A 17,941-nucleotide genomic window follows, 5' to 3' on the forward strand; every position below is an offset into this window, starting at 1 on the left:
GATGGTCAGTCTCGGCGGTCTCGCCCGTAAGGTTTTCGGCTCCTCCAACGATCGTCGGGTCAAATCGACCCGGCCGCGCGTCGAGGCGATCAATGCCATGGAAAACGAGATGCGGGCGCTTTCCGACGCCGAGCTTCAGGCCCGCACGGACAAATTCCGCCAGGACATCGCCAACGGCGCCAGTCTCGACGACCTCCTGGTGCCGGCCTTCGCCACCGTGCGTGAGGCCGCCCGCCGCGTGCTCGGCATGCGGCCGTTCGACGTGCAGCTGATCGGCGGCATGGTGCTGCACAATGGCGGCATCGCCGAGATGCGCACCGGCGAAGGCAAGACGCTGGTGGCGACGTTGCCGGTCTACCTCAACGCGCTCGCCGGCAACGGCGTGCATGTCGTCACCGTCAACGACTATCTGGCCACGCGCGACTCCGAATGGATGGGCCGCGTCTACAAATTCCTCGGCCTCAAGGTCGGCGTCATCGTCCACGGCCTGTCCGACGAGGAGCGCCGCGTCGCCTACGCCGCCGACGTCACCTACGCCACCAACAACGAGCTCGGCTTCGACTATCTGCGCGACAACATGAAATACGAGCGCGCCCAGATGGTGCAGCGCGGTCACAGCTACGCCATCGTCGACGAGGTCGATTCCATCCTGGTCGACGAAGCGCGCACGCCGCTGATCATTTCCGGTCCGCTCGAGGACCGTTCGGAAATGTACAACACCATCGACACCTTCATCATCCAGCTGCAGCCGCAGGACTACGAGATCGACGAGAAGCAGAAGACGTCGATCTTCACCGAGGAAGGCACCGAGAAGCTGGAGAACATGCTGCGCGATGCCGGCCTGCTCAAGGGCGAGTCGCTCTACGACGTCGAGAACGTCGCCATCGTCCACCACGTCAACAACGCGCTGAAGGCGCACCGGCTGTTCCAGCGGGACAAGGACTACATCGTACGCAACGGCGAGATCGTCATCATCGACGAGTTCACCGGCCGCATGATGCCCGGCCGCCGCTATTCGGAGGGCCTGCACCAGGCGCTCGAAGCCAAGGAGCATGTGGCGATCCAGCCGGAGAACCAGACGCTCGCCTCGGTCACCTTCCAGAACTATTTCCGCCTCTACAAGAAGCTCGCCGGCATGACCGGCACGGCGCTGACCGAGGCCGAGGAGTTCGCCAACATCTACAATCTCGACGTCACCGAGATTCCGACCAACCTGCCGGTCATCCGCATTGACGAAGACGACGAGGTCTACCGGACGGTCGAGGAGAAATACAAGGCGATCGTCAAGGAGATCAAGGAAGCCCGCGCCAAGGGCCAGCCGACGCTGGTCGGCACGACTTCCATCGAGAAGTCCGAGCAACTAGCCGAGCGCCTGCGCAAGGAAGGTTTCAAGGATTTCGAGGTGCTGAACGCCCGCCACCATGAGCGCGAGGCGGCGATCGTCGCCCAGGCCGGCAAGCCCGGCGCCATCACCATCGCCACCAACATGGCCGGCCGCGGCACCGATATCCAGCTCGGCGGCAATGCCGACATGCGCATCGCCGAGGAGCTTGGCGACATGCCGGCCGGCCCCGAGCGCGAGGCCAGGGAAAAGGAAATCCGCGACGACATCGCCCGGCTGAAGGAAAAGGCGCTCGCCGCCGGCGGCCTCTACGTGCTCGCCACCGAACGCCATGAATCGCGCCGCATCGACAACCAGTTGCGCGGCCGCTCGGGCCGCCAGGGCGATCCCGGCCGCTCGAAATTCTTCCTGTCGCTGCAGGACGACCTGATGCGCATCTTCGGCTCCGAGCGCATGGACGGCATGCTGCAGAAGCTCGGCCTCAAGGAAGACGAGGCGATCATCCACCCCTGGATCAACAAGGCGCTGGAAAAGGCGCAGAAGAAGGTCGAGGCGCGCAACTTCGACATCCGCAAGAACCTCTTGAAATATGACGACGTCTCCAACGACCAGCGCAAGGTGGTGTTCGAGCAGCGCATCGAGCTGATGGACGGCGAGGGCCTGTCCGAGACCATCACAGAGATGCGCGAAGGCGTCATCGAGGAGATCGTCGCCAAGAACATTCCCGAAAACGCCTATGCCGAGCAGTGGAACGTTGCCGGCCTCAAGGCCGAGATCGCCGAATTCCTCAATCTCGATCTGCCGGTCGAGAACTGGGTCAAGGAAGAAGGCATCGCCGAGGACGACATCCGCGAGCGCATCAGCCAGGCCGCCGAGGCCGCCGCCAAGGAACGCGCCGAGCGCTTCGGCCCCGACGTGATGACCTATGTCGAGCGCTCGGTGGTGCTGCAGACGCTCGACCATCTGTGGCGCGAGCACATCGTCAATCTCGACCATCTGCGCTCGGTCGTCGGCTTCCGCGGCTATGCGCAGCGCGATCCGCTGCAGGAGTACAAGGGCGAGGCGTTCGAGCTGTTCCAGGCGATGCTGGGCAATCTGCGCCAGGCCGTCACCGCGCAATTGATGCGCGTCGAACTGGTTCGCCAGGCGGCCGATGCGCCGCCGCCCGAGGCGCCCGACATGTTCGGCAGCCATATCGACGGCTTCACCGGCGAGGACGATTTCGAAGGCGGCGAGACGGCCGTTCTGGTCCGCCAGGAGACCAACGCCATCGTCGCCCCCGAAGATCGCGACCCGAAGAACCCGGCGACCTGGGGCAAGGTCGGCCGCAACGAGGCTTGCCCCTGTGGGTCGGGCAAGAAATACAAGCATTGCCATGGGGCGTTTGCGTAAGGCACTGCTTTCCTTCGCCCCGTTCACGGGGAGAAGGTGCCCGAAGGGCGGAGCCAGCGTTTGCGATTAGCCAATCTCCCCACCTGAGGGGGAGATGGCCGGCAGGCCAGAGGGGGGCGCGAAGGATCGCCGGCCTTTGATTTATTCGCTTCTCAAATCAACCCCGAATCGCGCGCCGCGGCGGTGGCTTCGCCGCGCGAAACCGCGTCCAGCTTGCCCAGAACCGCCGAGACGTGGTGATCGACCGTCTTCGGCGAGATGGTCAGGTGCTCGGCAATCCGCTTGTTGGAAAAGCCGCGCTCGATCAGTTGCAGCACCTCCATCTGGCGCTGGGTCAGGCCGGCGCGATTGGCGCGCGTGGTTCGGCGCGGCCCCCTTGCGATGCCGTTGACACCGTTGCGGCGCATGATATCGCGCAGGTGAACGGCGACCGGTCTGGCGCCGAGGCTTTCGAAAATCTCCAGCGCCAGGCGCTGCGCGGTCTCGTCGCCCTCTGCCAACGCCAGCCCGCGTTCGTAGGGCGCGTTCATCTCGGCCCATAGTTCTGCCGCCGCCCGCCAGTCGCCGGCGAGCAGCAGCCGGTAAGGCGCAGCCATGCCGACGGTATCGCCTGGATCCATGTCCGGCGCCAGCTTCTGCCGCCACGTCGCCAGCTCGCCGAAAACCGCCCGCGTCGTCGACAAGCTCTCAGCCAGTGCGATCAGGCCGAGCGCCTCATCCTTGTCAGCCTGGCCGAGCCACGCCCGTTCGGCCATCAGCGCCGCATAGGGCGCCAGCCGCTGCAATTCCAATCCCTTGTCCAGGAACTTCGTCATTTCGGCAAAAAGCGGCTCGGCGGACGGGTCGCCGCGCCGTATCCGCAGCTTTGCCAGGGCGACCACGGCGGGATAGCGGACCAGCATCGTCGCCTGGTCGTTGGCGATCACCTCGAGCGCCTCGCCGGCAGCCTCTTCCCATTGCCCCTGGCGCAGCAGCAACTGGGCCAGCACGCCGCGCATATAGTCGCGCCAGGTGACGAGATCGTTTTCGACGCAATAGTTGATGCCGCGATCGAGGAACGACCGCGCCTCAGCGAAGCCGAGCTGGTTCATCTCGCTGCAGGCGCTGTTGGTGAAGGCGCGCGCCGCATGTTCCTGAAAATTCTGCTCCAGCGCGATCTCCAGGCTTCGGGCAAGGTGCAGCCGTCCGTTTGCCAGATCCAGCCACTGCTCGGCGCTGCCGACATTGTTGAGCGCGTGGCAGACGATGTCGGGCCGGTTCAGTTGTTCGGCTAGCGCAATCGCCTTGTTGCCGAGCCGCAGCGTGTCATCGAGCCTTTCGGCCAGCATCGCCAGTTGCGAGAGGTTGGAATAGGCCATGGCCAGCTCCGGCCCGGCCGGCGCGGTCTCCAGCAGCTGAACCGCCTGCTCGCCAAGGGCATCGGCAGCCATGCGGTCGCCAAGCAGGTAAGCAAAGCGCGACAGCCATCTGAGGCAATCCCCTTCCTTCGCCGTATTCCCCTGGGCCTGATGCAGCCGGCGCGCCTGGTCCTGCGCGGCGATGGCCTCGTCGATCTTGCCGATGAGGTGGCACTCGAAGGCATATTTCTCATGGAGCGCCGTGCGCTCCTCCACCGGCAGGCCGTCGGCCTGCCGCAACACGGCTTCATAGAAGCCGGCCGCATCGCGATGGGCGCCGACGCGGGAGGCCTCGCGCGCCGCAACCGGGGCCAGCTCGCGCACCGCCTGCAGATTGTGCGCCTCCACCGCGTGATGCACCAGGCGGCCGGTGGAGACCTCACTGTTTTCGAGCAGGGCGGCCAGGGCGCGCTGGTTGAACTGCCGCCGGTGGCTCGTCGTCAACATCGCCTCGATGGCACGGCGGGCGATCTCGTGCCGGAACGCATAGCCGTCGCCCTGATCCTCCAGCAGGCCGTTGGCGACGCATTCGGCAAGCTGGCCGGCGCTGGCGACGCCGCACAGGCCTTGCAACGCCCAGGCGTCGGCCCGGCGCGGGAACACCGACACCGCGTCGAGCATCGCGCGGGCGCCGGCCGACAGGCGCTCGGCCCGCGCCAGAACCGCGTCGCGCACGCTTGCCGGCAGCGCCGTTTTTTCCTCGCATCCGCTGCACAACAGTTCGGTGACGAAAAAGGCGTTGCCCGCCGTCGCCCGGTAGATGGCGTCGCCATCACGCCCCGCCGCCTCGGCCAGTGACAGCACCGCCGACTCGCTGAGCAGCGGCACGTCGATGCGCGCGACGCTGCCTGCCGGTATCTCGCCGAGCGCGCGGCGCACCCGCATCTGTCCCTCGCTGCGATCGGTGCGCGCCGTCAGCAGCAGCAAGAGATACCTGTTGGCGATGCGCCGACCGAGAAAGCGGACGAAATCGAGCGTCGCATCATCGGCCCAGTGCAAGTCCTCGATCACCAGCAGGGTCGGCTGCGCTTTTGTCTCGAAGATGTCGAGCGCATCCGAAAACAGCGGCAGCCTCTGTCCTTGCCGATAATCGATCGCCTGCGGCAGCGCCCATTGCGCGTCCCGCGCCAGATCGTAAAGCGGCCCGAGCGGATCGGGTATCGACAGATCCTCGCAGGCGCTGCGGAATATGCGCGTGGCTTGCGCAGTCCGGTCGACGAAGGCCTCGACAAGCGCGGTCTTGCCGGCCCCGGCCTCGCCAGCAAGCACCGCGACGCAGCCACGGCCGCGCCCGGCATCGGCCAGCAGCCCGTCGAGTCGCTCCAGCTGTGTCTGCCGTTCCAGAAGCATCATTCGCTCACGCAGATCGAGTTCGCCGAAAAGGCGGACCCGCGATGGACCCGCCAACATATCCCCCGCTCATAACGCTGCCAACATAGGGAATCGTCCCGCCAAAAATGGGGAAAGGCTCCGATGTGCGCTCTTGCCGGGCGTGATCAATGTAGAGCCGCGCTCAAACCGGGCGTGACCCACTGGAGAAAGGAAGGCTTCCATGCCTCGCTATCTGATCGAACGCACATTCCCGGACGGCCTCAACGTGCCGATGAACGAAGCCGGCGCCGACGCGCTGGGCGGTGTCGTCATGCGCAATGCCGAAAAGGGCGTCACCTGGCTGCAGTCCTACGTGTCGCCGGACAAGAAGCGCAGCTTCTGCATCTACGACGCGCCCTCGCCCGAGGCGATCCGCAGCACCGCCCAGAAGAATTCGCTGCCTGTCGACAAGATCACGGAGGTGCGGGTTCTTGACCCCTACTTTTACCGTTGATGGCAGGCAAACCCCAAGTGGCGGACAAAAGGATGAGTATCAAACTGCCATTCGCGGCAATTGCGACATGCCTGATAGCATGCCGGTCGGCGAACCGGCGCCTGTCGTGGGAAACCCCGGCGGTTCCCTGCTTGGCCGTCTATGGCGGATCGCGGCGGCGCTGCCTTCGCGTCTGCTGGGCAGGCGGCGCCGGCTGCCCCCGCAAGACGATTATCTGAGGCAGGACATCGGACTGCCCGAACGCGAGCAGCGGCGCGAATACTGGGAATATTATTGGTGGGACCATTAGGCCGCCGCGCCGTTTGGACGGGCTGAAACAAGCCGTGCAACCGGCCGCGTCATTGCGGCCGACATGAAAACAGGACGAGCGACCTGTTTCGCAAAATTCCAATGGACGCCGCAGCGTTGAGCAGACCCGCTCGGTGCGCGTCCTCAAACAACCGGAGAGAGCATGAACATCAATCTTTGCACCGGGCGTCTTGCCGCCCTGGCCATCCTGTCGATCGCCGCCACCGCGGCCCAGGCAAAGGACGGCAATCCGCTGGCCGACATGGTACGCGCCGCCAACAGCCGCTTCGAGAATGTGGCGGCGGCGACCGCCGAAGGCTATGCGCCGATCCCCTGCGCCAGCGGCATCACCGGCGGCGCCATGGGCATCCATTACGTCAATCCCGGCTACCTCAAGGACGACGCGGTCGATGTCGCCAAGCCCGAAGCTGTGATGTACGAGCCGATGGCCGACGGCACGCTAAAACTGATCGCCGTCGAATACATCACCTCGAAAGGCCCGGCCTCGCTCGATGGGCATCTGTTCAACTTCAACAGCGCCCCCAACCGCTATGGCCTCGGCCCGTTCTACGAGCTGCATGTCTGGGCCTGGAAGGGCAACCCGACCGGCGCCTTCGCCGACATGAACCCGAATGTTTCATGTGATGCGATGAAGGGGATGTAGAGGCGCCCTTTCCTTCTCCCCGTGATACGGGGAGAAGGTGCCCGAAGGGCGGATGAGGGGCAGCGCGGACTTTCGCGATTGGCCAATCTCCCTACCCACCCGAGGGGAAGTGAGAAGCGGTCCGCGCAGCGGACGAAAAGCCAATTGCTTGGCTTTTCGAGCTTCGAACGCCGGCAGGCCAGAGGGGGGCGCTGTCCCGCTGGCGTGACCAGCTAAAATCCCGCGAAGGCGGCTTCGTCCACAGTCATTTCCTCAACCATCTTCACCTGCACGCCGATCTTCTGGTCCTTCAGCAGGTCGCATAGTCCGTCGCCATCGATCAGGGTCGATGGCCGGGAGTTTCGTCGCGCACAGCCTCGCGCCGGGCGCTCACATCATATGATGCGCAGCGGCGCGAGAATATCGTCGCGGTCTGGTCGAACGACCGGTCCTGCCAAACCCCAAATCAATCCCTCTAGTTCGTCTGGCGGCAGATGCAGCAATGCTGCGATCTCATGTTTCGTCATGCGCTCGCTCCAAAGATGAGCGAGAATCTTTCGCCAAACCGCCGACGTTTCGCGCTCGATGCCGTTCGGCTCACCGGTTCGATAGCCACGGCGGCCTAGTTCAATGCAGGCTGATTTGTATTGCCACTCCGTGAGCAGGCTCAATGAATGAAGCCTATACGCCATCGCCATCGCAGATACGCGCCAGCGGGCTTTCGCACGGAGGATAATATCTACGGTAATGAATCGGGGCACACGTGAACGCACGTCGTGTTCCGGCATCAAGAATGCCGAAGCGAATTGGTTTGCCTCGCGTTCGGCAAGACGTGACCGTTGCGCACCAGCGTGCCTGTGCATCACCAGATGACATAGCTCATGGGCAGAATCGAAAATGCTATGCTCTGGCGTCTTGTAATTGTTCAAAAAGATATAAGGCCTCTCGTCGCGCCAGAACGAAAAGGCATCGACAGAGCTAGTTGCTTCCGACAGAGAGAAAACCCTCACGCCGTGGACCTCTAGCAGGCCAAGCATATTGCCGATTGGTTTCTCGCCGAGATTCCAATACCCGCGCAGAGCGCGGGCGGCCACTTCCGGGTCTGTTTCATAGCTTAAGTCGAGAAGGTTGGTGTCGGGCAGGCTGAATTGCTCTTCAAGCCAATCACTAAGTTCCAAACCCAGGCGTCCTGCGTTGATCGCCGCATCCCGTTCCTTCGCGCTCATTTTTGAAAGACTGCGAAAGCTAACGGCTGTCGTATCAAGCTCGTCAGGGTCATCCAGGTGGAAAAAGGTTGCCGGGTAGTCCAGCGCGGTGGCAAGCTTGCCGATGCTCATCTCGTCGGGTTCGTTTTCTCCGTTTTCGATGCGCGAAACGGTAATCGGGGACAACCCCGCAGCTTCAGCGAGTCCTTTACCTGTCATCCGCCGTCGTTTCCGAGCGAGGACGAGCCTTTTCGGATTGAATGCCATGACGATTACTTCTTGCGAGCAACCTTCGGGTCGAAATCATCGGCGACATCATCGCTATCAAACGACAGCTTCGGCTCTGCATCCAGATCACTGCCATCCGAGAGGAAAAGCCGCTCCACAAAATGCGTAAATCGACCGCCCTTCACAACGGGACAACTCAATTCGGCCGCCCCGTCCGGAGCAACCATCAAGTAGTATACAGTCCAGCCTTTCTCGTCGGCTTGATGGACCGGAGCATAGCTAGGCAGGCCACCAAACAGGTCATTGCCCGCGCAAAGGCGCTCCGCGCCAGCTCCCTTGCTGGAACGCGGCTTCGGGTCATGGTGATCGCTGCAGGCGATGTCGACGTTCGCAAAGACGATCTTGATGCGCCTTGCCTCATTCCGGATTGTTTCGACACCATTTGTCCGGTCAAGAACCCAATCGGCTCCGACAAACTCATTCCGAAGCGAGAAGGTGCCATAGTGATAAGAGAACGTCCCGGCTGCATTGGCTGGGAAAAATAGGGTCGCATCAGCCGCCGCGCCGACGGCTATGTTCCGAGCAACGAGAAGCTTGGCCCTTTCAAGCTGCAGGTACTCAAGGCGCGGTAGAACCTCCCATTCTTCCCGGAGAACGCGCGTCGGAATCATTTGGGGCATGTGGATAGCTCCGTGTTAACGAATCTTACCATACCGTATGGTTTAAATTATTAACACGCAAGCGCTATTTCTGATTGCCCAACGCTTTTCCGCAGCCTTTTTGGCGATCTCAGCGCGACGCTCTGGCGTCATATTCTCGGCCGCTTCTTTCCGCTCTGCGCCAAGGGCCTTGGCAGTGGGGTCCTTGCCGTCGTCAATCACATCGTCAGCTTTCTCGCCTGTCGCAATGCGCAGGACGCGGACGGCGTTGCCGATCACGTCGGCGGGGCGCTTCTGGCCTTAGGTCCGGTGGGCACTCCTAGTTCTCCGCATGGCTAAAAACGACAGCGCCGTTGTCCTTACGAACTTCAACGGACACGATTCCATCGTCACCCTTTCGGGTTTGGAACATGGAGGTTGCATGATCTTTCGCGGTCTTCTCGTCGTCGAAGATCACCTTGTCGACGATGCCCTGTCTTCCATACCAGATGACAGTGTAGACCATTGTTGCTGCCATGCTTTCCGCTAAGCATATAGGCGTTTTCGCATATGGGGCAAACGGGATAGGCGCTTCCGCGTATTTCAAACTGAGACACTACCGAGCGGGGTAAAGGGTTGCGCGAATGATGAATATGAGCAGCGCGCCGCCCCTCATCCGCCTGCCGGCACCTTCTCCCCGTATAGAGACGGGGCGAAGGAAAGCTCACCCAACCGTTTCTTAATGTGTCTCCGCTACACCCAGCCCCTGTAAATTGGCGGAAAACGGAGAGTATTGGGTGCGCTTTTCCGCGGCGACGACAGCCGGGCGGTTCCTGCCGCAGCGCCTTGCGCTGCGCATCAGGCCGCTGCTTGGCCTGATCGATGCCGTGCTGTTCAGCGCCGGCGAGCGCGGCGAGGCAGGCCGCATGTCGCTGATCGCCTTTTCAGTCCGCATTATCAGCGCCGTCATCGCCTTCGTCAGCCAGGTTTTGATGGCGCGCTGGATGGGCTCGTTCGAATACGGCATTTTCGTCCTCGTGTGGGTGACGATGGTCATCGTCGGCAATCTCGCCTGCCTCGGCTTCCACACCTCGATCATCCGCTTCATTCCCGAATATCGCGAGCGCGGCATGCTGGCCGAATTGCGCGGCATCGTGCGGGCCAGCCGGCTGTTCGTGCTGGTTGCCTCGACGGTGATCGCCGGCCTCGGCGCGCTCGGCGTCTGGCTGCTGTCGGCCTATATCGAAAACTACTATGTCGTGCCGTTCATCCTCGGCATCATCTGCCTGCCGATGATCGCCATGTCCGACCTTCTGCAAGGGCTGGCGCGGGCCAATTCCTGGGCGCTGTTTGCGCTGTCGCCGACCTTTCTGGTGCGGCCGCTGCTGATCCTGGCGTTCATGGCGCTGATGCTGCTGGCGGGCTATGCGCCCGACGCCAAGACGGCGATCTTCGCCGCGATCGCCGCCACCTATGCCACCACCCTCGGCCAGCTTATCGGCGTGACGTCGCGCATCGACAAAAGAATCCCGGCCGGGCCGATGAAGCTGCATTTCGGCCAATGGTTCATCGTCTCGCTGCCGATCTTCCTGGTCGAGAGCTTTTTCTTCCTGCTCACCAATGCCGACGTGCTGATGGTCGGCGCCTATCTCGATCCCAACGACGTCGCCGTCTATTTCGCCACCGTCAAGACGCTGGCGCTGGTGCATTTCGTCTATTTCGCGGTCAAGGCCGGCGTTGCCCAGCGCTACGCGCAATTCACCCATGGCGAGCCGCAAAAGCTCGCCGCCTTTGCTCGCGAAACCGTGTCGTGGACCTTCTGGCCGTCGCTGGCGATGGCGCTGCTGGTGCTGGCCCTGGGCGAGCCGATGCTGACCCTGTTCGGCCCGGAATTTTCCGCCGGCTATCCGCTGCTGTTCCTGCTGGTGCTCGGCGTCGTCGCGCGGGCCGCCGTCGGCCCTTGCGAAAGCCTGCTCACCATGAGCGGCAACCAGAATATCTGTGCCGCTGTCTATGCCATGACGCTGGCCTTCAACATCGCGCTTAGCGTCGTGCTGATCCCGCTCTTCGGTCTGTGGGGCGCGGCGATGGCCACCGTCTTCGCCATGATCTTCGAGGCCGGCGCGCTGTCCTTTACGGTCTGGCGCAAGCTCGGCATCGTCATGGTCATTTTCGTGCCCGCCAAAGGAGCCGCCTGATGGCTGCCGTCCCCTTGCTCGAGGAAACCAGCGGCGGCCCGGCCGGCGCCATGGTGTCCGGCCTTGCCGGGCTTGCCCGCGAAGCCGACCCCGCCCATGTCGAGATCCTCGCCAACAACCGGCCCGAGCGCAAGCTTGCCATCTATCCGGCCTCCGCCGGCTTCGACCTGGTCGAGGAGCTCGACTATCTCTGTACCCGCACGATCGAGCCCAATGTCTTCTTCAATCCGCGCTTCCTGGCGCCGGCCATGCCCAGGCTGGAGGACCGCGAGGTGCGGCTGGCCGTCATCCGCGACGGCGACCAGTACCGCAACCGGCTGCGCCTGCTGGTGCCGTTCTCGGTCGAGCGGCCGGCGGTGCCGCTCGGGGTTCCAGTCATGCGCACCTGGTCGAGCCCGTTCGGCCCGATCGGCACGCCGCTGGTCGACCGCGACGATCCGATCGGCGTGATCGAGGATTTCTTCTCGATGCTGTCCAGGCCGCATCTCAAGCTGCCAAAGGTCTTCGTGCTGCCCGACATAAGGCTGGATGGCCCGGTGGCGAGCCTGCTCGCCAGCGTCGCCGAAACGCGCGGCCTGACGCTGGTCACCACCGGCAAGGCCGATCGCCCGGTGCTCGAAAGCGAGCTCGACGGCGAGGAGTATCTGAAGGCTTCGCTGCGCGCCCACCATTATCGCGAGTTCCGCCGCCTGAAGCGCCGCCTCGCCGACCTCGGCCGGCTGGAGCATGTCGTGGCGCGCGGGCCGGACGAGATCCGCCATGCCATCGAAAATTTCCTGACGCTGGAGGCTGCCGGCTGGAAAGGCCGCGAGCGCACTGCCATGGCCATCGACCGCTACCGCGCCGCCTTCGCCCGCGAAGCGGTCCACCGGCTGGCCGAGCAGGATCTCTGCCGCATCCATTCGCTGACGCTCGACGGCCGCACCATCGCCTGCCTGGTCGTCTTCGTCGAGGCCGGCGTCGCCTACACCTGGAAGACCGCCTATGACGAGACGCTCGCTGCCTATTCGCCGGGCACGCTGCTGATGATCGAGGTGACCAGGCAGCATCTCGACGACCCCAACATCATGATGACCGATTCCTGCGCCGTGCCCGACCATCCGGTGATGAGCCGGCTGTGGAGCGAACGCAAGCCGATGGGCACGCTGGTGATCGGGCTGACGCCGGACGCCGACCGCCCCGCCCGCCAGGCGGCGTCGCAGCTTCACCTCTATCGCGAGACCCGCAACATGGCGCGCCTGCTGCGCAACCGGATGAAGAGCCTGTTGCGCCGGCGCTAGTGCATGGGGTCCGAAGGGGGCCCGACCGTCCGTCTCTGCACAGTCGGCCCGCTCGGGCCTAGGTCGTCAGGGTTAATTCTCCCGATCAGCGGAAAGGATTAGCATCGACGCAGTCCCAACCGGGATGAGGCGATCAATTACGGCCGCGCGTCCAGCATCACTGCCGCCTCGGTCCTGCACGGCCAGAAGAAAAAAATCCGGGAGGAATGCATGATGAAAACAACTCACCTCAGGCGTGTCGGTATCCTCACCTTGGCAGGTCTCGTTGGCGCGTGTCTGAACGCCGCCACTCCTCGGGCGGCCGAACCCGACAAAGCCGAGATCGATGCCCTGCGTAAATCGCTGTCCAGGTATGAAGACTACAAGGTTGCCATTCGCGAGCTTTATCTATCGACGGTAGGATGCGTCTTCTACAGCGGTGAAAAGGTAGAGGGGGCGATGGACTACCCGAAGGGCGCGATGGGCATCCATTTCGTCAACGTCACGACTGTCGGCCCGACCGCGGATCCGACGCGCCCCAATGTGCTGATCTATGAGCCGGTCGGCGGCGAATTGCGCCTGGTCGGCGCGGAATGGCTCGTGCCCTTGACGCCCGACACCAAGGAGCCGCCGAAGCTCTTCGGCCAGACATTCCAGGGGCCGATGGAGGGGCATTATCCGCTCATCCCGAAGGAGTTCCACCACTACGACCTTCACGCCTGGCTGTTCAAGGACAACCCGCTCGGAATGTTCAGCCCGACGAACCCGGACGTGAAATGCGACAACTATCCGTTTCCGATGCCTGAGCAGCCGACCAAGATGGTGCCGGGGCCGATGTAAGCGACCTCGTTACCGCCTGAGGCTGTCGGAGGGGCCGGCCGCGGCCTCAATAGCAGTTATCCCAGGAGGGCTCCTGGGATAACGCCAGCCGGGCTCGCTTGAGCGGCCGGATATGGCCTATCCTAACTTTTATCCGGCGGTTAGCCAGGACGCTCGTTGCTCTCGGTCGATTCCCGAAAGCCGTGTCATTGGACCTGGCCGCAGCCTCGCTCCGATCGCCGCCGCGAAGCCACATGACATCGCCCTGGCCGACGCTGTCGGCAGGTCGTCACGAAGCGGACGCGGTGACTTTGGGGCGTCCGAACTCGACGTCCCAGCTGCGCTCCTGGGGTGCGGCTTCGCCATTCAGGCCGAGTTTGGGGAAAAGCAATTCAGCGACGTTGAACGCCTCTTCCAGATGCGGATAGCCGGACGCGATGATGGTTTCGATGCCGATCTCCTGATACTCGCGAATGCGCGCGGCAACATTGTCGGGATTGCCGACCAGGGCCGTTCCCGCACCGCCACGCACCAGCCCCGGTCCCGCCCACAGGTTCGGGCCGACGACCAGCCGGTCGCGTCGGCCCTGATGGAGCGCCGACATGCGCTTTTGGCCGACGGATTCCGAAATGTGGACAAATCCCTTCTGGGCTTCGGCGATCAGGTCGTCGGTTACGTGGCTGATCAGCCGGTCGGCCGCCGCCCACGCCTCATCCTCCGTTTCGCGTACGATAAGGTGAATGCGCAGGCCAAAGCGCATCGTGCGGCCTTTCGCTGCCGCTGCCACCCTGACGCGGGCGATCTTTTCGGCAAGCTGGTCCACCGGTTCACCCCAGCTCAGATAGGTGTCCACGTGCTTGGCGGCGATCGCGATGCCGGCATCCGAAGAGCCTCCGAACCAGAGTGGCGGATGCGGCCGCTGAACCGGCGGGAAGGAAATGTCGGTGCCGTGGGCGGAAAGATATTTGCCCTCGAAATCCGCCGGCTCACCCGAAAGGATTCGCCGCCAGATCGTCAGGAACTCGTCGGTCTGTGCATAGCGCTCGTCATGACTGAGCTTGTTGCCGTCGCCGGCGAGATCGGCCGGGTCGGCTCCAGTGACGACATTGAGCAGGACACGACCACCGGAAATGCGGTCCAGAGTGGCTGCATGACGCGCAAACAGCGCCGGTGTACCGCTGCCCGGCCGAAGTGCCACGAGGAACCTCAGCCGTTCGGTGAGCGGGATCAGCCCGGCCGCCACGATCCAGGCGTCTTCGCAACGCGTTCCTGTCGGCAGGAGCACGCCCTTGAAGCCAAGCCGGTCCGCAGCCTGGGCGATCTCCCTGAGATAGCCGAAGGTTGCCGGGCGGTGCCGCTCGTCCGTGCCGAGATACGGTCCATCGCCATGGGTCGGCAGATACCAGTAGAGGTCGAGCGGACGGGTGTTGCTGGACATCGGATTGTTTCCTTCAGCGATTGCGGAATGTCTAGGCAAGCGTCAGATCTTGCCCTTCCAGGGGATGAGGCGATGCTCCAGCCAGCGCATGCCGCTGGTAAAGGCGAAGGCAAGGATGGCGATGACGATGAGGCCGACGAAGACGACGTCGGTGGCGAGGAAATTGGCCGCCGACATGATCATGTAGCCGAGGCCCGACTGGGCCGCGATCAGCTCGGCCGCTACCAGCGTGGACAATCCGGCGCCGATGGCAATCTTCAGGCCGGTCATGATTTCCGGCAACGCGGACGGCAGGATGATGCTGGTGAAAAGTTGCAGCCGGCTCGCACCGAGCGACAGCGCGGCATTGATGCGTTCGGCCGGCACCGACCGGACGCCGGCCTGTGCGGCAAAACAGATCGGGGCGAAGGTCGACAGCGACAGGAGCACGATCTTGGACGTTTCGCCGATGCCCAGCCAGATGATCAGCAGCGGCAGGTAGGCCAGAGGCGGCAGACCCCAGTAGAGATCGATCGGAACGCTGAAGATGCCCTTGACCCAGCGATTGAGTCCCATCAGCAGGCCGAGCGGAATGCCCAGGAAAATGCCGACACCGAGCGCCGCGGCGATGCGGCCGAGGCTGGCGAGTGTGTGCTCGAGGAGCGTACCGTTGGCATAGCCATCGGCCCAGACGGCGCTGAACTGGGTCAGTACCTCGGCGGGCGACGGCAGGAACAGCGGCGACGCCCAGCCGAAGCGCGTGGCCAAAAACCACAAGGCGATGAGCGACGCCAGGGTGACCAGGCTGATGCCGAGCGTGCTTGTCGAAGCGGACCGGCGCGTCTTGGGAGACGGCGCGCGCTGAGCTATCGAAGACGAAAAAGAGGTTCCGGAATTGGCGGCGAGCGTCATTGCAAGGTTCCTGTGCGGGCGCCTTCCGGCTGGTGGATGAGCGAGCGGATTTCCTGCCGCAGTTCGATGAAACGCGGGTGGGACTGGATCGGCCCGATGTCGCCGCTCTCAGCGAAGTCGCGAACGAAGTCGGCGTCGAACCGGGCAACGATGCGGCCTGGTCGAGGCGACATCACAACGATGGTGGTGCCGAGCGTGAGGGCTTCCTCGATCGAATGGGTAATGAACAGGATCTGCTTGCCGGTCTTGGCCCAGACCGAGGCCAGAAGCTGCTGCATCGTCTCGCGCGTCAGGCTGTCGAGGGCGCCGAACGGCTCGTCCATCAGCAGGATCTTCGGATCGGTGGCCAGCGCCCGCGCGATGCCGACGCGCTGGCGCATGCCGCCGGACAGTTCATAGGGCGGCTTTTCGGCGAAATCGGCGAGCCCGACCAGTTCCAGCAGACGCCTCGATCGCTCATGGCGTTCGCCGCGCCGCACGCCCCGGTATTTCAGGCCGAGAGCGACATTGTCCAGCACATTGGCCCAGGGCAGCAAGGTATCTTTCTGGAAGACGACGCCACGATCGCCGCCGGGCGCGACAATTTCTTTTCCGTCCAGTGTGATCGTGCCTTCGGTGAGCGGCAGGAAGCCGGCGATCGCGTTGAGCAATGTCGACTTGCCGCATCCGGAAGCACCAACCGCGACAACGATGGAATCTGGAGCGATATCGAGCGAGACGTGATCAAGCGCGTGTACGTCCTGGCCATCCGAGGCCGGAAAAGTCACGCTGGCATCGCGGATTCGAAGCATGGTGGGCCTCCAAGCAGTCTGGCTGGCGAGAATTCCGCCAGCCAGAACCTGAATGTCGTCAGGTGATTTCTAGTTCGAGGCCTTGGCAGCGTCTGCGTATTCCGGATCGGCGAACGCGGCGTAGCTGTCCTTGATGGCGGTGATCTTGTGCTGGTCCTTCAGGAAGCCCGCAGTGTCCTTGAGGATTTTCGCAACGGCGCTCTTCTCACCACCGCCCAGCCATTTGTCGGACACCTGCTCGTCGAGCGGCGGAACCACTGTTGTCTTCAACTGCTCCGAATTCTCGGCCGCCGTGCCGCCCTGCAATTTGGCGATCAGCTTGGCGCTCTCGGAGTCCGGTCCCCATGCGGCCGGGTTGCTCAGGTAGGCGGTGTTGTAGCCGTCGATCAGCCGGACATACTGGCCGAGGAAGTCGGGATTGGCCTTGGCGAAATCGCCGGTCACGACCAGCGCGCTGAAGGTCGGCGCTCCACGGTCGGCGACCTGGCCGGCTGTGAGCAGAACCTTGCCGTCCTTTTTGAGTTCAGAGAGTGCCGGATCCCAGACGAAGGCCCCGTCAATGTCGCCGCGCTTCCAGGCAGCGACGATTTCGGGCTGCGGAATGGCGATGACCTGGGTTTCCTTCTCCGAAATGCCTTCCTGCTTGAGGACGGCGAGAAGCTGGTAATGATCCGTCGATACCGGCGCGGCCGCGAGCTTCTTGCCCCGCAGGTCGGCCGGCGACTTGATATCGGGCCGCACCACCAGGGCTTCTCCGTCACGGGAGACCGAGGAGATGTAGAAGGCCTTCACGTCGATGCCCCTGCTGACGGCTGCGGCGAACGGGCTTGATCCGACATCGCCGATCTGGACGTCGCCGGATGCGATGGCAGCAAAGATGTCAGCACCGGAATTGAAGCGGCGATATTCGATGTTCCAGCCGGTTTTCTTGGCAAGATCGCCGTTGGCAATACCGAGATTGTAGGGATTGGCACCGGTCTGGTAGGCGATGACGACTTTCTTGTCGTCGGCATGCGCTGCAGCGGATGTGGCCGCTATGGCAAGCCCGACAAGGGCGGCGGAAATAAGTTTTCGCATGGAGCCTTAATCCTTTTGAACAGAGGGCAAACCCCTCGACTGCCCGCCCTATTCAAAGAGCGTTGGATTAAAGTCCACTGATATTATAGACTTAGATAGCAATGGAATTCTTAAAATCAGCTCGCGCTTAAAAAAGAATTCGGATTTAGACGGCACGCTGTCGCCCGCGGGATTATTCAGGCGCAAAATGCGGAGTGCTTACGGGCCGCGCCTTGGCTATATATATCGCCTATCAGGCACTTGCCTTGGCACTTTATCCGTCAGCCCGAAGCCGCCCGGACGGGTTGGCTCTTCGGCTGCCGCGCTGAAAGCAGGGCAACGAATTGATCCACGGCCTGCCCGGCCCGCGCCAGAACCAGCGAATCTACGAGCTTGCCGTCGGGAAAGTCGCTGTCACTGCCATAGACGGCGCTCGGCACCGTCAGGGCGGAGTAAAAGCCAAACAGCGGGCGAAGCTGATGTTCGACTACCAGCGCGTGGCGCTGGCCACCACCCGTCGCGCCGATCAGG

Annotated in this window: 17 protein-coding genes; 7 read left to right on the forward strand and 10 right to left on the reverse strand. The window is 63.2% G+C overall.

The features are described 5' to 3' along the window. The first annotated feature begins 1 nt into the window (after position 1). Positions 2–2,734: a preprotein translocase subunit SecA gene (gene secA, locus NKH28_RS28570; protein ID WP_352503207.1), complete on the forward strand. Its 2,733-nt coding sequence runs from the start codon at positions 2–4 to the stop codon at positions 2,732–2,734. A 152-nt stretch (positions 2,735–2,886) separates the two neighbouring features. Here the strand turns inward: secA and NKH28_RS28575 are convergent, their stop codons facing one another. Continuing rightward, entirely contained in the window at positions 2,887–5,484 is a 2,598-nt protein-coding gene (locus tag NKH28_RS28575) for a helix-turn-helix transcriptional regulator (RefSeq protein ID WP_352980953.1), read from the reverse strand. A 199-nt stretch (positions 5,485–5,683) separates the two neighbouring features. Between NKH28_RS28575 and NKH28_RS28580 the strand changes: the two genes are divergently transcribed. The 3 genes from NKH28_RS28580 to NKH28_RS28590 all read left to right on the forward strand — a co-directional run bounded on the left by NKH28_RS28580 (position 5,684) and on the right by NKH28_RS28590 (position 6,908). Then, on the forward strand, positions 5,684–5,956 hold the full coding sequence (locus NKH28_RS28580) for a DUF4242 domain-containing protein (protein WP_023677971.1): 273 nt from the start codon (positions 5,684–5,686) through the stop codon (positions 5,954–5,956). Positions 5,957–6,023: 67 nt separating this feature from the next. Continuing rightward, positions 6,024–6,245: a hypothetical protein gene (locus NKH28_RS28585; protein ID WP_352832159.1), complete on the forward strand. Its 222-nt coding sequence runs from the start codon at positions 6,024–6,026 to the stop codon at positions 6,243–6,245. Positions 6,246–6,407: 162 nt separating this feature from the next. Continuing rightward, on the forward strand, positions 6,408–6,908 hold the full coding sequence (locus tag NKH28_RS28590) for a hypothetical protein (RefSeq protein WP_352619584.1): 501 nt from the start codon (positions 6,408–6,410) through the stop codon (positions 6,906–6,908). A gap of 374 nt (positions 6,909–7,282) precedes the next feature. On the opposite strand, the gene NKH28_RS28595 is transcribed toward NKH28_RS28590, so the two are convergent. Genes NKH28_RS28595 through NKH28_RS28610 form a run of 4 tightly spaced genes read right to left on the reverse strand, consistent with a single transcriptional unit; the run spans position 7,283 to position 9,496 of the window. Further along, positions 7,283–8,359 (reverse strand): helix-turn-helix domain-containing protein, encoded by a 1,077-nt coding sequence (locus tag NKH28_RS28595; RefSeq protein ID WP_352743845.1) that lies wholly within the window; start codon positions 8,357–8,359, stop codon positions 7,283–7,285. A 5-nt stretch (positions 8,360–8,364) separates the two neighbouring features. Then, positions 8,365–8,991 (reverse strand): hypothetical protein, encoded by a 627-nt coding sequence (locus tag NKH28_RS28600; RefSeq protein ID WP_352980954.1) that lies wholly within the window; start codon positions 8,989–8,991, stop codon positions 8,365–8,367. Between the two features lie 51 nt (positions 8,992–9,042). Further along, a complete protein-coding gene (locus NKH28_RS28605; protein WP_352683016.1) occupies positions 9,043–9,258 on the reverse strand; it encodes an RNA-binding protein in 216 nt (71 codons plus the stop codon). Between the two features lie 40 nt (positions 9,259–9,298). Continuing rightward, positions 9,299–9,496, reverse strand: a complete 198-nt coding sequence (locus NKH28_RS28610; RefSeq protein ID WP_023721050.1) for a hypothetical protein — start codon at positions 9,494–9,496, stop codon at positions 9,299–9,301. Between the two features lie 259 nt (positions 9,497–9,755). Here NKH28_RS28610 and NKH28_RS28615 point away from each other — a divergent pair, with 259 nt between their 5' ends. The 3 genes from NKH28_RS28615 to NKH28_RS28625 all read left to right on the forward strand — a co-directional run bounded on the left by NKH28_RS28615 (position 9,756) and on the right by NKH28_RS28625 (position 13,255). Next, entirely contained in the window at positions 9,756–11,156 is a 1,401-nt protein-coding gene (locus tag NKH28_RS28615; protein ID WP_352980955.1) for a lipopolysaccharide biosynthesis protein, read from the forward strand. Then, entirely contained in the window at positions 11,156–12,436 is a 1,281-nt protein-coding gene (locus NKH28_RS28620; protein ID WP_352980956.1) for a GNAT family N-acetyltransferase, read from the forward strand. The genes NKH28_RS28615 and NKH28_RS28620 overlap by 1 nt, the downstream gene beginning before the upstream one ends. 210 nt (positions 12,437–12,646) lie before the next feature. Beyond that, entirely contained in the window at positions 12,647–13,255 is a 609-nt protein-coding gene (locus NKH28_RS28625) for a hypothetical protein (protein ID WP_023677966.1), read from the forward strand. Positions 13,256–13,523: 268 nt separating this feature from the next. Here NKH28_RS28625 and ssuD read toward each other — a convergent pair whose 3' ends face one another. From ssuD to NKH28_RS28650, 5 genes are all read right to left on the reverse strand, one after another. Beyond that, positions 13,524–14,672: an FMNH2-dependent alkanesulfonate monooxygenase gene (ssuD, locus tag NKH28_RS28630; RefSeq protein ID WP_352980957.1), complete on the reverse strand. Its 1,149-nt coding sequence runs from the start codon at positions 14,670–14,672 to the stop codon at positions 13,524–13,526. 42 nt (positions 14,673–14,714) lie between these two features. Then, complete coding sequence (locus NKH28_RS28635; RefSeq protein WP_352542466.1) at positions 14,715–15,563, reverse strand: ABC transporter permease subunit; 849 nt, start codon at positions 15,561–15,563, stop codon at positions 14,715–14,717. Beyond that, the gene (locus NKH28_RS28640; protein WP_352471351.1) at positions 15,560–16,354 is read right to left on the reverse strand and encodes a taurine ABC transporter ATP-binding protein; all 795 of its coding nucleotides are present in this window, start codon (positions 16,352–16,354) and stop codon (positions 15,560–15,562) included. The genes NKH28_RS28635 and NKH28_RS28640 overlap by 4 nt, the downstream gene beginning before the upstream one ends. Positions 16,355–16,423: 69 nt before the next feature. Continuing rightward, a complete protein-coding gene (gene tauA, locus NKH28_RS28645) occupies positions 16,424–17,431 on the reverse strand; it encodes a taurine ABC transporter substrate-binding protein (protein WP_352542464.1) in 1,008 nt (335 codons plus the stop codon). A 260-nt stretch (positions 17,432–17,691) separates the two neighbouring features. Continuing rightward, positions 17,692–17,941 (reverse strand): NADPH-dependent FMN reductase family protein (locus NKH28_RS28650; RefSeq protein ID WP_502906674.1); only part of this gene is annotated, 250 nt, incomplete at its 5' end.

This window comes from Mesorhizobium sp. M1227 (assembly GCF_040318315.1).
Classification (GTDB): Bacteria; Pseudomonadota; Alphaproteobacteria; order Rhizobiales; family Rhizobiaceae; genus Mesorhizobium.

What these genes read in the sequence shown, in the direction of transcription:
- NKH28_RS28640 (WP_352471351.1), bottom strand. Translation starts at nt 16,354, where the DNA reads ATGCTTCGAATCCGCGATGCCAGCGTGACTTTTCCGGCCTCGGATGGC.
- NKH28_RS28635 (WP_352542466.1), bottom strand. Translation starts at nt 15,563, where the DNA reads ATGACGCTCGCCGCCAATTCCGGAACCTCTTTTTCGTCTTCGATAGCT.
- NKH28_RS28585 (WP_352832159.1), top strand. Translation starts at nt 6,024, where the DNA reads ATGCCTGATAGCATGCCGGTCGGCGAACCGGCGCCTGTCGTGGGAAAC.
- ssuD (WP_352980957.1), bottom strand. Translation starts at nt 14,672, where the DNA reads ATGTCCAGCAACACCCGTCCGCTCGACCTCTACTGGTATCTGCCGACC.
- NKH28_RS28625 (WP_023677966.1), top strand. Translation starts at nt 12,647, where the DNA reads ATGATGAAAACAACTCACCTCAGGCGTGTCGGTATCCTCACCTTGGCA.
- NKH28_RS28620 (WP_352980956.1), top strand. Translation starts at nt 11,156, where the DNA reads ATGGCTGCCGTCCCCTTGCTCGAGGAAACCAGCGGCGGCCCGGCCGGC.
- NKH28_RS28610 (WP_023721050.1), bottom strand. Translation starts at nt 9,496, where the DNA reads ATGGCAGCAACAATGGTCTACACTGTCATCTGGTATGGAAGACAGGGC.
- secA (WP_352503207.1), top strand. Translation starts at nt 2, where the DNA reads ATGGTCAGTCTCGGCGGTCTCGCCCGTAAGGTTTTCGGCTCCTCCAAC.
- tauA (WP_352542464.1), bottom strand. Translation starts at nt 17,431, where the DNA reads ATGCGAAAACTTATTTCCGCCGCCCTTGTCGGGCTTGCCATAGCGGCC.
- NKH28_RS28575 (WP_352980953.1), bottom strand. Translation starts at nt 5,484, where the DNA reads ATGATGCTTCTGGAACGGCAGACACAGCTGGAGCGACTCGACGGGCTG.
- NKH28_RS28595 (WP_352743845.1), bottom strand. Translation starts at nt 8,359, where the DNA reads ATGGCATTCAATCCGAAAAGGCTCGTCCTCGCTCGGAAACGACGGCGG.
- NKH28_RS28580 (WP_023677971.1), top strand. Translation starts at nt 5,684, where the DNA reads ATGCCTCGCTATCTGATCGAACGCACATTCCCGGACGGCCTCAACGTG.
- NKH28_RS28600 (WP_352980954.1), bottom strand. Translation starts at nt 8,991, where the DNA reads ATGATTCCGACGCGCGTTCTCCGGGAAGAATGGGAGGTTCTACCGCGC.
- NKH28_RS28590 (WP_352619584.1), top strand. Translation starts at nt 6,408, where the DNA reads ATGAACATCAATCTTTGCACCGGGCGTCTTGCCGCCCTGGCCATCCTG.